This is a genomic window from Olivibacter ginsenosidimutans (genome assembly GCF_039542865.1).
Taxonomy (GTDB): domain Bacteria; phylum Bacteroidota; class Bacteroidia; order Sphingobacteriales; family Sphingobacteriaceae; genus Olivibacter; species Olivibacter ginsenosidimutans.
Window position 1 is genome coordinate 425588 of the sequence record NZ_BAABIQ010000044.1, and the last position, 14617, is coordinate 440204.

Annotated in this window: 8 protein-coding genes; 3 read left to right on the plus strand and 5 right to left on the minus strand. The window is 42.1% G+C overall.

The window, feature by feature from the left end; all coding sequences use genetic code 11:
• The first annotated feature begins 63 nt into the window (after window positions 1–63).
• Entirely contained in the window at window positions 64–1152 is a 1089-nt protein-coding gene (locus ABD930_RS21285) for an adenylate/guanylate cyclase domain-containing protein (RefSeq protein WP_345235214.1), read from the plus strand.
• Here ABD930_RS21285 and ABD930_RS21290 read toward each other — a convergent pair.
• Together ABD930_RS21290 and ABD930_RS21295 are read right to left on the minus strand one after the other, a co-directional pair.
• Window positions 1127–3112: a family 43 glycosylhydrolase gene (locus ABD930_RS21290; protein WP_345235217.1), complete on the minus strand. Its 1986-nt coding sequence runs from the start codon at window positions 3110–3112 to the stop codon at window positions 1127–1129. The two genes, ABD930_RS21285 and ABD930_RS21290, sit on opposite strands and share 26 nt — an antisense overlap.
• 287 nt (window positions 3113–3399) lie before the next feature.
• The gene (locus ABD930_RS21295) at window positions 3400–4281 is read right to left on the minus strand and encodes an AraC family transcriptional regulator (protein WP_345235219.1); all 882 of its coding nucleotides are present in this window, start codon (window positions 4279–4281) and stop codon (window positions 3400–3402) included.
• Window positions 4282–4532: 251 nt separating this feature from the next.
• Between ABD930_RS21295 and ABD930_RS21300 the strand changes: the two genes are divergently transcribed.
• Window positions 4533–5351: a phytanoyl-CoA dioxygenase family protein gene (locus ABD930_RS21300; protein ID WP_345235221.1), complete on the plus strand. Its 819-nt coding sequence runs from the start codon at window positions 4533–4535 to the stop codon at window positions 5349–5351.
• Between the two features lie 518 nt (window positions 5352–5869).
• Here ABD930_RS21300 and ABD930_RS21305 read toward each other — a convergent pair.
• The 3 genes from ABD930_RS21305 to ABD930_RS21315 all read right to left on the minus strand — a co-directional run bounded on the left by ABD930_RS21305 (window position 5870) and on the right by ABD930_RS21315 (window position 10042).
• Window positions 5870–7369 (minus strand): glycoside hydrolase family 43 protein, encoded by a 1500-nt coding sequence (locus ABD930_RS21305; protein WP_345235223.1) that lies wholly within the window; start codon window positions 7367–7369, stop codon window positions 5870–5872.
• 300 nt (window positions 7370–7669) lie between these two features.
• Complete coding sequence (locus ABD930_RS21310; protein WP_345235225.1) at window positions 7670–8299, minus strand: gluconate 2-dehydrogenase subunit 3 family protein; 630 nt, start codon at window positions 8297–8299, stop codon at window positions 7670–7672.
• Window positions 8300–8305: 6 nt separating this feature from the next.
• Window positions 8306–10042: a GMC family oxidoreductase gene (locus ABD930_RS21315; RefSeq protein ID WP_345235227.1), complete on the minus strand. Its 1737-nt coding sequence runs from the start codon at window positions 10040–10042 to the stop codon at window positions 8306–8308.
• 283 nt (window positions 10043–10325) lie between these two features.
• On the opposite strand from ABD930_RS21315, the gene ABD930_RS21320 reads away from it, so the two are divergent.
• Window positions 10326–14492: a two-component regulator propeller domain-containing protein gene (locus tag ABD930_RS21320; protein ID WP_345235230.1), complete on the plus strand. Its 4167-nt coding sequence runs from the start codon at window positions 10326–10328 to the stop codon at window positions 14490–14492.
• Window positions 14493–14617 lie beyond the last annotated feature (125 nt).

A 14617-nucleotide genomic window follows, 5' to 3' on the forward strand; every position in this document is an offset into this window, starting at 1 on the left:
TCAAGTCGGCTATTTTTTTATAATTTAGTTGTATAACGGTAATATTTACCAAATTGTACTAAGATGAAAAGAGGAACACAATTAAAATTAAAGCAATTAGGTGTCATCCTAGTAGCTTGGATCATACTGGGCTTTATCGTTGCAGTGTATGATCATTTGGTGATCCATACCCGCATTTCACTGGGACCTTCTGAACAATATGCTTTTGGCCTTTCCCTATTGCGGAACATGGGCGCTGGATTAATCGGTGCCTTGCTTGGCGGAAGCTTATTGGTGTTTTATATCAATGAAAAATACCGGGACAAACCATATGGCTATACCATCGCAGTGGTATATATCTCCTTTATCTGCATTATCGGTATCATTACCCTGGTGATGGGGGCCATCTTAACACCACTACAAACAGGCGCTCCGCTATCTACACCGATTACGCAAAAAGCATATATCGCCTTTATTACCGATAGCTATCCCATCAAAAATGCCTTGGTATGGGCTTTTCTCGTTGCGCTCACCCAATTGCTTTTACAGATAAGCAGTAAATTTGGCCACCAAACCTTTTGGCATATCATCAGTGGGAAATACCATATACCCAAGGCAGAAAAACGCATTTTTATGTTCCTTGATCTGAATGCCTCTACCACCATAGCCGAACAATTGGGCAATGAAAACTATCACGCTTTGCTTAAAGATTTTTTTGCTGACATTACGACCCCCATTTTAGAGAATCGCGGACATATTTATCAGTATGTAGGCGATGAAGTGGTCATCGCTTGGAATTATAAAGATGGTTTAATGGAGGCACAATGCCTCAAATGTTTCTTTGATATCAAACAGACGATTAATGCCCTACAAACGAAATATGAGAAGCGTTACGGACTAGTTCCGTCCTTTAAGGCGGGCATCCATTCGGGCGATGTCATTGCGGGTGAGGTGGGCATTGTAAAAAGAGACATCACCTACTCCGGTGATGTCTTGAATACCACATCGCGCATTTTAGGTAAATGCAACGAATTTCATGAAGAAATTATTATCAGTGCTGATCTTCTTGCCATGCTTAATATTGCCCGCAATTATGGAAACCGCGTACTGGGTAGCATCCAGCTGCGCGGTAAACAACAAAAAATAGCTATTCATGCTTTATTTCCGAAATAAGTTTTGGTAGCTCACCCTTCCACTGTAATAAGTGGTTAGATAAATACCAGGATTGCCCATCGCCGGTATCATTCCCCTGAAAGAAGAGGTAATACTGACCATTCGCTGCCTTAAAAATATCCGGATGACCCGATTCACTAGAATTCCACTCACCCGCCTTTCCATTAGCCAGAAAAGGCGTTTGCTGCACGCGCTCCCAATGAATGCCATCCCGGCTTTTTGCTAATCCGATTTGTTGGGGAACGTTGTTATAACTACCCGCATAAAACATATACAGCATACCATTCCGTTCGGTTACAGAAGCTGCCTCTATGCATTTTCCCTCCCATGGTAGAGTAGGCTTTAAAATTGGCTCATCAGTAGCCTGCTTCCAATCATTCCGACTAAAATCGGTACCCAACGGCGCTGTAGCGACCCCTTGCATTTGAATTTCTCCCGCTGGATCACGGGTAGCGAAATAGAGAAAATACTGCTGTTTATACGCATGCACTTCTGCATCAATGGCTCTACCATTATTCCAATTACCCGTAGGTCTAAAAATCGGGTTACTCGTATTCCGGATAAAATGAATACCATCAGTAGAATAAGCATGGCAAATAGCATCTTTAGGTCCATTGCCATAGGTTTGGTAAAAGAGGTGCACCGTATCTCCTCTCACCAGTGCGCCTGGGGCACATAAGCCATTCTTTTCGTATGACGCAGCCCCAAACAACTCCCCTACTTTATGCCAATCGTTTAGGTTATCACTCTGTGCAATACCAATATGCCAACCCGAATTTTCTTTTCCCGGAATAGAATAATATAGCCAGTACTTATCTTTAAAATGGATAACTTTTGGATCTTTGGCTATGGATTTACCAGACGAGGTGTCGGTAAAATACATGAGCGGTTTTTCTTGTGCAATGAAGTCTTTTCCTTGGTCTTCATCAGCCATATAAAAATCGAAATCCTCGTTGCGCTTACATTTTAGCGTTCCATCTTCGTAAACCAGTTGGGCCACTTGAATAGACGATCTTCTCTCCTGATAGGGGTATACACCACTAGCATCGAGGGTAGCCGCGGAATGCGTTTTTCTGCCGGGATGGGTAAAATAAAAGACATAGGCTTTATCACCGGCCACAACAGCATCGCCATGAGCGCCAGTAGGTGTATCGTCTGGTCTTGTACCAATATCGTTCAAAATCATTCCCTGTCTTTCCCAATGCGTTAAATCGGTTGATTTATAAACACGCATGCCACTCCATTCATCGGTTAACATCCAATAAAAACCTTCGAACTCAAAAACGTTGGCGCCTTCATGCGGTTTCCCTTTAATTACCGGATCATGATGAGGTTCCCAGTGCACTAAATCTTTGCTATCAGCCATCATGGTTAAACTTTGTGGCCCTTTAAAGAACATCCGCCAGGTACTATTGGGCATTTTGATGAGCGAGCCGTCAATTACATTCTTTACACCTACATCCGAAAAATCATGGAATTTCCAGTTCCATAAATCTTTGCTGGTATAGTGGGCTAATTTCGCTTCTCCACCCCAATGGCTTCTAACCCCTTTTATATAAGCTACGAAAAGATGAAACTCACCCTTATCAAACACGATATCAGGTGCCCAAAAAGTATTTTGTCCATGCTCAAATTCCAAATCTAAAGTCCCACGGTAAACCCATGTTTGCCCATGGTCATCTGAAGACGCAATAGCGATGCTATTACCGTAACAAAAGGCCACGTCGGGAAGCTCTAGATTAGCCCTACGCTGCGTATACAGCATCCACCATGCTTTTTCAATGGGATTATAAAATAGCACCGGATCGGCAGCCCCATCGGTAATGGGATCCCGGAATAAAGGTGCTGGAGCGTTATGCGATTCATTTTCTTGGGCCTGTACACAAATGCCCGAAAAAAATAAGCACATCGAGAAGAGCATGATTTGTATGCGTCCGTTTTTGTTTAATGGTTTATTCATATAAGATGGTTTAATAAACTGATTCGTAAACTGATTGATGCCGTCTCCGTAAAGCTTGATTTGTCAGTTCATCATACAACGACAAAAAAAATGATTATCCCCCGTATCTGCTGGGCACAATTGTGTCATTCTTTTTCTATATCGTCTCATTTATGCTAATCCGGAATTTACATAAGCCCTCTGTTCTAACTTTATTCTTCTCAATATCCATTTCTACACTCCTATCGCTGCTATACCCTATATGACTGTGTCCGTCTTTCCTAGCGATTATGGATGAGGCTATTTTGTTAAATTCCTAAGGCAGCATCTGCGTTTAGGAAAACCTTGCGATACGCTAATGGGCTCAATTGCTTTCTCTTTTTAAATGTCCGATAAAAGTTGGATAGATCAGCAAAGCCGCTTTCAAATGCAATCTGGGTAACGGGCAAATCGGTATCACATAATCGCTGCGTAGCAAAATCAATCCGATAGTCAATGACCGTTTCCATAAATGTTTTCCGGGTTACCTTTTTAAAGTATTTGCAAAAAGCGTGGGGGGATAGATGCACCAAAGACGCCGCCTCTTCAATAGTAATAGGCTTTTGAAAATGATCGACAATAAAAGCGCTTACTTTATTGATTTTCTCCCGTTCGACTACTGAAATGTGTTCATATAAGTTCTGTTGTTCCAATACTTTAAAATCAGTAGAAAACGATAAGCGGTCCAATATATTTAAGAATAAACCTATTCTAGCTACGGTATTTTGCTCTTGTACTAAAGCTTCCATCGATTTACCTATCTCACAAGCTGTTTCCGGTGTAAAATACAAGCCATTTTTACTTAAATGCAACAATTTCGAAATGCGTTTCATCTCTGGAATAGTAAAAAAATTGGTCCCTAAAAAATCACGATTGAAGTGGACTACCATAGAAATCGAATTTACTTCGGTGTCGTCAACCAGCTCCGTTTTCCAGCAATGGGGCAAATTTTCACCCAACAATACCAAATCACCTGCATCATAATCGTCTATCCGACCGCCCACATATCGTTTACCTGCGCCTTTTATAATGAAGGTCAGTTCCAATTCTGGATGAAAATGGTAAGGAGCAGAAAAATACTTTTCTTCAAAACGCCTAACTGTAAATGATGTCGCCGGTAAATTATAGACAGATTCGTACGTCGCTTTCATTTTTACGTTCTTGATAACAACAAACAACCATCAACTAACTAGACAATATTACACCATTTAATTAATATTACACTCATATAGGACAATATTATCCACTAAATAGCCTAGATATGCCTTTTTTGCATCTACCTAATCTCCTTACTTTGTCTTAAGCGATACTCTTTTATCTGATAAAAACATGCTATACATGAAACTGTCTAGAAAGTCGTCCTTCTGATGAAAATGTCTCAAATCTAATATCTCATATCTAAATGAATACCACCAATTTACCTACATTACAAGAAACAATCGATTTATCTCCAGCGGAGATTAACGATTTCAAGGAAAAAGGGCATGTGTTAACTCCTCGACTTCTAAACAAAACAGAAGTAGCTGCCTACCGAGCCGCCGTCAATGCGGCTACCTACGCCCATAACACGGAGAAACGATCGTTAGCCGAGCGAGATACCTATGGCAAGGCTTTTTTACAGATTATGAACCTCTGGCAAGTGGATGCCAATGTACGCCAGTTCATCTTGGCACGACGTTTTGCTAAAATAGCTGCCAACCTATTAGGTGTAGATCATGTACGCATCTATCACGATCAGGCCTTATATAAAGAACCTCAGGGTGGGCATACCCCTTGGCATCAAGATCAATATTATTGGCCATTAGACACCTTGAATACCGTTACCCTTTGGATGCCTTTGGTTGATATCAGCGAAGAAATGGGTATGCTGACCTTCGCTTCCGGATCGCACAAAGAAGGGGTTATAGAGAACATTGCTATCTCAGATCAATCGGAGCAACTGTTACATCAATATATCCAAAAGCAAGGCTATCCCATTCATCGTGCTATTACCATGCAAGCAGGTGATGCGACATGGCATTATGGTTCTACCTTGCATCACGCACCAGGCAATCAATCAACTACCACTACCCGCGAGGTGATGACCGTTATCTATTTTGCAGACGGTGCCCAAGTAACGGAGCCGATTAACCCGCATCAGGAAAACGATCGAAAGACCTGGTTAGCCGGTTTACCAGTAGGTGCCTTAGCCAATTCACATTTAAATCCAATTGTTTACTAAGTATTATACCTATTTTCTATGAAGATTCTCCTAAGCTCCTGTTTTTTAATCATACAGACATTATGGGGTACGGCATTTGCACAAGAAACCATCCCTGGACGCTACATCTTATGATCAGAAGGAAATTGATCTGTTAAAAAACTATATCGACCAACGTAAAAAGTGAATCTTCCTGCCCTTTTAGGAAATAAATTTCAATAATAAAAAGGCGTAAACATGATGTGTTTTACGCCTTTTTTTTGTATCTTTATTCAGATTTACCTGATATCCTTTTTTCGACGTTAGTCTCCCGTCTTTTTCCGAGAATTTTCTTTACTATAAGTTGTTCAAGTCCACATGACCCCCACTTCAAGTCCACCTTTTATCCACGTTAACTCCACCTTTCCTTTTCCTATCCTTTACGCACTCTTCATGTTTCCTTCTTGTCCTTTCGCATGTACTTTTAACGGATATCGCGTGAACAGCCATGGATATAACGTAATGGAAAGTCGGCTTCCCGTACTTTCCATAGTCACTTATTAATACGAAACTTCAAAAAAGCCAAAACTTGCCTTTTCTTCCGGTTTACCCGAAATGTATAAACCAGGCCTTGGGCTACGATCCCAGGGTGGAAGAAACTGAATCGAATACGGTGCCTTATTGGTTGTAAGTTCCTGCCAGTCGGTCTGTTGTTTCCAATAGACCCTGCACGTGAAATCTGGATAAACGTTCAATTTTAAATAGACCGGTAATGACGTTGATGGCAACTTCGTTTCCTGAAGTATTTCCTTTTTACCGTCTTTTATTGCCCAAAAGCCGACCTTATCTCCATGTACAGCAATGCCTACCGCAGCAGAAACATCTCCATACACGATCAATCCTTTACTAGCCTCATTGGTATTCAATACCGATGTTTCGAGTTCATACGCGCTACTATATGGTCGTATGGTGACCGCTACACCAACGGGGTTCTCTGCGTCGTAACGTCCCGATAAATCCAACTTTCCTTGATTTTCATCGATACGCGGTTGCATATGCCGAAAATCCCATTGCCAATAAACCGGAGTATGTTTCTGGGCAAAATCGTAGCGCATACCAACAGGATTGGCATGAGCCGTTAATTGCTTGTCGAACATAGGCCAACCACTATCGGTCCAACGTAATTGGGATATCAGGCCTTCCCTACCAGTAAATACGTTACTGGTTGTACGATATGCATGGTAAATATAGTACGTTTCTCCTTTTTGGTTATTGATAAAAGTGCCATGGCCTGGGCACTTCCAGCCATCGCGATTGGTCAAAATTGGATTTTGGTCATACTCTTCATAAGGCCCGGTAATCGCTTTTGCACGCGCCACATTAACATGATAAGAACATTCGACACCACAACAAGCACCCGCAGAATAAAACAGGTAATAATAGTCGCCTTGTTTTAACATGCTTTGTCCTTCCATCCCTTGCCCTTTGGTATCTTTCAGCATAGAAAATGGTTCGCCCACCAAAGAAAGACCGTCAGCGGATAACTTACTCCCCAGTATTTCAATAGGTCTTTTATCCAAGCCATAAGCTTTCCAGCTAATATAGAGCTGACCATTATCGTTATATACAAACGCATCGATAGCTTCCTTGCCGTAGGCAATCAATATCCCATGATCAGTAAAACCGCGATCAGGAAATTTAGAAGTCGCCACACCGATACACGAAACGCCATCGCTTTTTCTTCTTGCTGTATAGTAAAGGTAATATATTCCCTTGTGAAAATAATATTCAGGTGCCCAAAAAGAAGCTTGTGTCCATGATGGTGCCTGGTCAAACACAAAACCGGTTTGTTTCCAATCCCGTAAGTTAGTCGACTTAAAAATAGGGAAATGTGGAGCCCATTCGCTAGACGTGCCAACGGCATAGTACGTATCGTCACTGCGGATAATAGAAGGGTCGGCAAAATCGCCTGGAATATTAGCAGGAAAGTCTTGCGCTGATACAGACATCCATACACATATATAGCCAATGGTACAGGTAATCACGTTTTTTAAGTTCATTTTTTTGTTTGATTAGGGTAACTGGTGCGCTTTCTTTTGTGCAAACCACTTTCTTGGCGAAGATAACGAATATGCTTTTGGAAAAAAAGGTCGTTTCGTTCAGTTGTTCTTCAAATTATCTCATTTTCGGTAGTACTAAATGAATAAAGACAATTAAAAAAACAAAGGCTTCCAACCGGGGAGATTGGAAGCCTTATTAACCAATTATAAACCTAAATTATGATGACACAAAGATATGTCGTATCTTATAAATCACCAAAATGTTAATAAAAATATTACAATTGAGCAGATAATCTTCCTTTAAGTATCTTCGGTAAAACCATACTGCTTCAATACATCGGCAGGCACCCCATCCCAAGGTCCTGGTCGGTTACCCTGGTATCCGATGTCTTTCACTCCGATCTCGCTGGTAAAAAAACCGGATGCCGTCAAGTTCCGCATTAAACCGAAAAAAGCAACCCCTTGTTGCATTTCGGGCTTAGCCTGCTGCGGATAGGCGATTTCATCTACTATCGCAAGCTGCTGTTTTTCATCACATTCGACAAATACCTTACGATGACGCTTTAGACATTGTATGTCCAGCCATTTCAAACCTCCTCGCATAGGTAATTTATAGTCGGGAATATCTTTCACCATAAACTCGATAAATCCCGGAACGCCAGCCTTTGAGGCACTCTCCGAATACTCGTCTTTAGGGATGATGATATCAGCTAAAACAGTAATGGTTGCCATTTCATGCTCGTCAAAATAGCGCTCGTTATTTAAGGTGTTGTTACGTTCGTGCTCAAAATCCTGTACACCGGGCAACTTTTTAAGCTCATCCGCATGAGCGGCTTCCTTTTCAGGCTTACCCTGTTGACAGGATTCCACTAAAAGCCCCGTACCAACAGCGGTAAGTCCTAAAACTTTTATAGATTTTCTTCTGTCCATCGCTTGTTAAACGTTTAGTTTACTTCTTTCTTCCAATATATGCTCTGCTGCCCGCATGGATAAAGCTAAAATACTCCATGTGAGATTTTTGTCTCCCTGTTGTACAAATGGGCCTGCATCAACAACAAATAAATTTTTACAATCATGCGATTGATTCCATTTATTCAATACGGATGTTTTAGGGTCGTCACCCATACGGGTGGTACCGCCTTCATGAATAATATATCCTGGAGCATCTAGACCATACGATGTGTCTGGTCCATAGCTGGGAGAAGTTACGATAGCGCCCATTTGATGCATGATTTCTTTGAACGTTTCCTGCATATGTTTGGCCTGAGCGACCTCTTCACTTCCCCATTTATAGTGAAAACGTAAGGTAGGAATACCAAATTTATCCACTTTCTTCGGATCTATTTCACAATAATTATCCTTACGTGCCAAAGCGGTACCTCTTCCAGCCATCCCTACATTTGCACCGTAAAAACGGCGATAGTCATTTTTTAGCGAGACACCATATCCCCCTTGTTCTTTTTTCTTGCCATCCTTTCCGGCGACCATACCATTCACTGCTGGCACCCAATCCAAAAAGCCATAAGACGGCATGTGCAGGCCACCACCATATTCAATATGGTAACCGCGTGGAAAATCCAGCTTTTTATTATCCAGCCACCAAGGTGAATAAATATGTACACTACCTGTTCCATCCTCATTATACCGTTTTCGTTCCAACAATTGGGGAAGAAAACCAGACATACTGGAACCGGTAGAATCGTGTAAGTACCGCCCTACCAATCCACTACTATTACCCAATCCACCCGGGTGCGCTTTGGATTTTGAATTAAGCATCAAACGAGCCGATTCACAAGCACTAGCACCTAAGATCACCATTTTTCCACGCACACTGTATTCCTGCATATCTTTAGTGCTTACATAAGAAACACCGGTAGCGATCCCTTCATCGTTTGTCAGCACTTCACGCACCATAGCGTTGTCAATGACTTTTAAATTATTCGTTTTTATAGCCGGTATAACCAAGCAGGAAGAGGAAGAAAAATCACCATACACTTTACAACTTCTACCACACTGACCGCAGAAAAAACAGGTCCCTCTACCTTCTACCCCCGGTAAAGCTTCTGTTAAGACAGAACCCCGCCCCGGAATAACCGTTACTCCAGCTTTCTTCGCTCCCTGCTTAATAAACAGTTCATTCAAGCGTGGTTTAGGTGGTTTTAAAAAAATTCCATCTGGCTCATTTGGAAGTCCTTCAACGGTTCCGTAAATACCGATCATCCGGTCTACCTTATCATAAAAGGGTTTCACTTCATCATATGTTATCGGCCACGCATCGGTTACCCCATCTTTAGGCTTAAAATCGTCTGGCCCCATACGGAGCGAGATACGCCCCCAATGGTTGGTACGTCCGCCTAACATACGCGCACGAAACCACTGAAAATCAGTTCCCTCTACCGTAGAGTAGGGTTCTCCATCCAATTGCCAACCGCCATAAGCAGCATCAAAATCACCAAAAGGACGAATGGTGGAGGCTCCTCGGCGGGGAGATTCCCAAGGCCAACGTAATTGAAGCGCATCTTTTGCTGGATCGAAAAAAGGTCCGGCCTCTAACATCAGCACTTTTAAACCTGCTTTAGCCAAAACGTAGCCTGCCATTCCACCTCCCGCACCAGATCCCACAACGATGGCATCATAGACCTCTTGTTGTTCCTGTATTTCAATTGTTCTCATTATGGATTGTTTGTTTTAGTTAGTAGCGCAAGTTATGGTTAATTTTTTAATTTCCCAGTACCTGCTAAAACGTTTTTTAATCCTTTTGTTTGAAAGGATATACAAACGAATGATTCTTTTAATGCTATTACGGCTAAAATGGAGTGTAAGTAGTAACAGCTTATTGATACCGGATCATTGTTGGAAGATAAGCGTATTTTCACCAGATAAATACCCAAAAAGCCAATCATCTTGTTTTCAGATAAGGTAAAAAAGCTGTATGTTTAATGCCCTGCATTGACATATGGTAAAACGAATCTATATAGTACTTCAATGGCTCATATTGCCTCTTTCAGCTCTTTGTTCGATTGATAGTGCTGTTTACCAGCAGTATAATTACCAATGGCAGCAGGGATTAGCGTTCAATAACATCCAAGATATTGTACAAGACCGCATTGGCTTTATCTGGATTGCTACGGAAAATGGCCTTAGTCGTTTTGATGGTAAATCGTTCAAGAATTTTAAATACGATGCCGAAGTACCCCATGGCCTATTGGGTAACTATATTCAAGCGCTATTAGTTGATCAGGAAGGTACGCTGTGGGTATCCTCTCGTCAAGGTATTAGCAAGTATAATAGTTCGCTCGAATCATTCACACACTATCCCATCTTGGCAAGTAGTGGTGGCCAATATAAAATGGATGTAGGTTGCATTGCTGCTTCCAAACAACCTGATATTTTATGGATATCGGCTAATGGGTTGGGTATTTATCGTTTTCATAAAAAAACAGGAACATCTAAACGATTCACCACACACAACCTAAGCGGACTGCGTTCCAACATGATTACAGCATTATATGAAGATCATCAGGGATGGTTATGGGTTGGCACTCAAAATATGGGGTTGACGGTTTATCGCATCCAAGGGGAAACATTGGAACCGAACCCAAGGCTACAGGATATCTGCATAAAAAAACCATATGTGCGGATCCATGATTTCTACGAAGACGCACAAGGTAATGTTTGGGTTGCCACAGAAGAAGGATTGTTTATCTACAGCAGTCGGTGGAAACGCGGACAGTGGTTTACCCAGCAGGATCTACATACTACCAATAACCGTATCTTATCCGTCACATCCAATCAGCAGGGCATGATATGTATTGGTGTACAAGATGGTGGTGGTTATCGTTTGACCTACCATGATGATACATTCCCCATTCGAATAAGTGATGTCAACCCACTAGGTAAAACGAGCCAGCATCCCGCGGGCTTTACCAAACGTTCGGTTACCCGTTTATTTTTCGACCGGGATCAGAACCTTTGGGCGGGGTCTTACGGTGATGGCCTTTTCCTGCTGGCCAAACCCACTTACAATTTTTTCAACTGGAACAAAACGAAGCTCATTACCGGAAGAGCATCACAAGACCTTCGTTTCTACGCGCTCATCGAAGACGTTGACGGCAATTTGTTTATCGGTACGGATGGAGATGGCCTTTTTAAATTAGATAGAAACAATACCCTTGTACGCCATTATACGCAGCAACAAGGTACTCATAGTCTTTCTGATGACGCTATATTGGCGGCTTACAGAGATCGTGAAAATCAATTGTGGTTTGGTACCTACAGTGGTGGATTATTACGCTACAATCACGATTCAGACAGTTTTACACGTTTTCAGAGCGATCCAACAAAAAACAATACGCTCGGTGCAAACGATGTACGCGCCATTTGCGAAGATCATCTCCGACAACTTTGGGTAGGGACCAATGGTGGCGGATTGAACAAACTCAATCCCAATACCGGTAAGTTCACGATTTATAACCAGCAAAACAGCTCCCTTCCATCTAACGATATCCGTTCGATGGTTACCGATCAGCGAGGCAATCTGATCATCGGAACATATGGAGCAGGAATTACCTATTTCGAGCAGCATAAAGAGCATTTCATCCCCTATTTACCCACTGGTAAACCCTTTGATCAACTCAAAGCAGAGGTTATCTATGATTTGGCCATACTACCCGACAGCAACTTATGGATTGCTACCGAAAACAGCGGCTTATTAATCTACAATATCCGAAGCCGGAAGCTGATCAAGCTTTTCAACGAGAAAAACGGACTGGCCAGCAACACCGTTTTGGCCATTCAGCCCGATGAACATAACCATTGCTGGGTAAGCACCACAAAAGGTTTATCGTGTATCGATCTGCGATCCAACCGCCTTAAGAATTATAGTGTAACTGCTGGCTTACAATCCGGCATTTTCAACCCGCAGGCGGCATGGTACAGCCCCTTCCGAAAGCAAGTATTCTTTGCAGGAACCGGTGGTCTCAGCTATTTCAATCCAGCACAGCTGAATCGACAACAGCCTCAACGGGAAATTACCCTTACCGGTTTAGCTATTGAAGGGAAAGAGCTTTCACTAATGAACCCCACGACCGATTCAGTCTTGGCTCAATCGCTCAATGAAACGCGGCACTTCTCTTTACCTTATAACCGATCTACCATTACTATTCATTATGCTTCCCTGATTTACGGATCGGCGAATGAACAACAATTTGCCTATCGCTTACTTGGGCTTGATCAACATTGGAATTATGTAGGCAACGAACAATCAGCCACCTACCGTTACCTCCCTCCTGGTCATTACACCTTTCAGGTAGCAGTGGAAGAAGGCGGAAATGTCATGCAAGGTAGCTTGAAAAGCATAGCTATTGAAGTGCTCCCCCCGTGGTACCGAACTTGGTGGGCCTACCTCCTATACCTTATAGTAGCGGGGACAATCATCATTTATTATCGGCGACATCGACAACAAAAAATAGAGCTCAATTACCAGCTGAAAGTAGCCCAATTGGAACGAGCGAAAGAAAGCGAGATCCATAGCATCAAATTAAATTATTATACCCGCTTATCTCATGAGTTCCGTTCAACGCTCACCTTAATTCTACAGCCCGTAAAAGAATTATTAAAAAATAAGAACCAAGAAGTCCAACATGATCCATCAGTCAATGTCTTGTATGTCAACACCAACCGACTATTGCGTTTAGCCAACCAGGCATTAACTTTTCGGAAAGACAATTTATCTCAAGAGTCGCTTAATCTGGAAGAAATAGAGTTCGTTTCCTTAATCCATGAAATCATCAGTTGCTTTTATCATCAGGCCCAGCACAAACACATTTCCATTACTTTTCAGACGGAAGCCGAGCAGGTACTCATTAAAGCTGATCGTGAAAAAATAGAAATGGCTATCTTCAATCTTGTTTTTAATGCCGTAAAGTTTACCACTAAAGGTCGTCTGGATATTCACCTTCGCTTCGTGGATAAGCAGCATATCCAAGTGGATATTGCCGATAGTGGTTGCGGTATTGATAAACAAATCGGTGATAAGCTATTTGAACCCTTTGTACATCATCGTATAGATGCCGACAAGAAACGACCAACAGGCTTTGGTATTGGCTTGTGGATGGCTAAATCACTCATTGAGCTCCATGGAGGCAGTATTCGTTATGAAAGTGAAATCGACAAAGGCACCACTTTTTTCATCATACTTCCTACCGGATTTAGCGAAACGACATCCAGCCCTATTATCGAACATAACGCACTGGCGGAACCGATACAGGCACCTATGCCGGTTACCGCAACGGTAGCCTCATCCATCCCCTTACACGACGGTGTTACCGTAGCCGATAAACAGAAAATACTGATTGTAGACGATGATGTAGAGCTTTGTATTTACCTGAAAACGATCTTTCAGAACGACTATCAAGTATACGTGGCTCATGAAACAACCGAAGCGCTGCACGTATTCGATACCGTCATGCCCGATGTCATGCTATGCGATGTCATGATGGAGGATAGCAATGGCATTGACCTGTGTAAACAATTGAAACAAGATTTACAACGCAAGCATATTCCTATCATTTTATTAACCGCTGCGCACAATATTGAAACAAAATTGGCTGGCTTACAAAGCGGTGCGGACGATTATATCACCAAACCCTTCGAGGTAGAAGTATTGCAAGCCAAAATAACAACCTTATTAAAAAGCCGTGAGAACCTCAAAGATTATTTTTTTAATCAGGTGACCGCTGACGCAAGACTACAAAAGATTTCTGCCGAAGATAGGGCGCTGCATGAACGATGCATCCAAATCATTGAACAAAACTTGAGTGACCCGCAGTTTAGTGTAAATACATTAGCTGCTGATTGCGCCATGAGTTATGCTACCCTAAGTAATCGGATTAAAGAAATCCATGATCTATCACTCAATCAATACATTCGTACCGTTAGGTTACACATGGCTGCGAAGCGATTACTTAGTACCGATGCTACAGTGTATGAAGTAGCATATCAAGTTGGGATACGCGACCTTAAATATTTCCGGGAACAATTTGCTAAACAATACGGTATGAACCCTTCAGAATATATCAAACAATACCGGAAACCGTTTCATGATATCTACCATGCGAAATAAGTTTTACCTCGTACATTATCCGTTTAGTACGTACGGTACAACCGGTACCAGTCCGTAATTTGTGGCTCGTCATCCATAACAGGCATTCACACCAATACCCATCTCAAGGTTATCACACGTATTAC

What these genes read in the sequence shown, in the direction of transcription:
- ABD930_RS21285 (WP_345235214.1), top strand. Translation starts at nt 64, where the DNA reads ATGAAAAGAGGAACACAATTAAAATTAAAGCAATTAGGTGTCATCCTA.
- ABD930_RS21290 (WP_345235217.1), bottom strand. Translation starts at nt 3,112, where the DNA reads ATGAATAAACCATTAAACAAAAACGGACGCATACAAATCATGCTCTTC.
- ABD930_RS21295 (WP_345235219.1), bottom strand. Translation starts at nt 4,281, where the DNA reads ATGAAAGCGACGTACGAATCTGTCTATAATTTACCGGCGACATCATTT.
- ABD930_RS21300 (WP_345235221.1), top strand. Translation starts at nt 4,533, where the DNA reads ATGAATACCACCAATTTACCTACATTACAAGAAACAATCGATTTATCT.
- ABD930_RS21305 (WP_345235223.1), bottom strand. Translation starts at nt 7,369, where the DNA reads ATGAACTTAAAAAACGTGATTACCTGTACCATTGGCTATATATGTGTA.
- ABD930_RS21310 (WP_345235225.1), bottom strand. Translation starts at nt 8,299, where the DNA reads ATGGACAGAAGAAAATCTATAAAAGTTTTAGGACTTACCGCTGTTGGT.
- ABD930_RS21315 (WP_345235227.1), bottom strand. Translation starts at nt 10,042, where the DNA reads ATGAGAACAATTGAAATACAGGAACAACAAGAGGTCTATGATGCCATC.
- ABD930_RS21320 (WP_345235230.1), top strand. Translation starts at nt 10,326, where the DNA reads ATGGTAAAACGAATCTATATAGTACTTCAATGGCTCATATTGCCTCTT.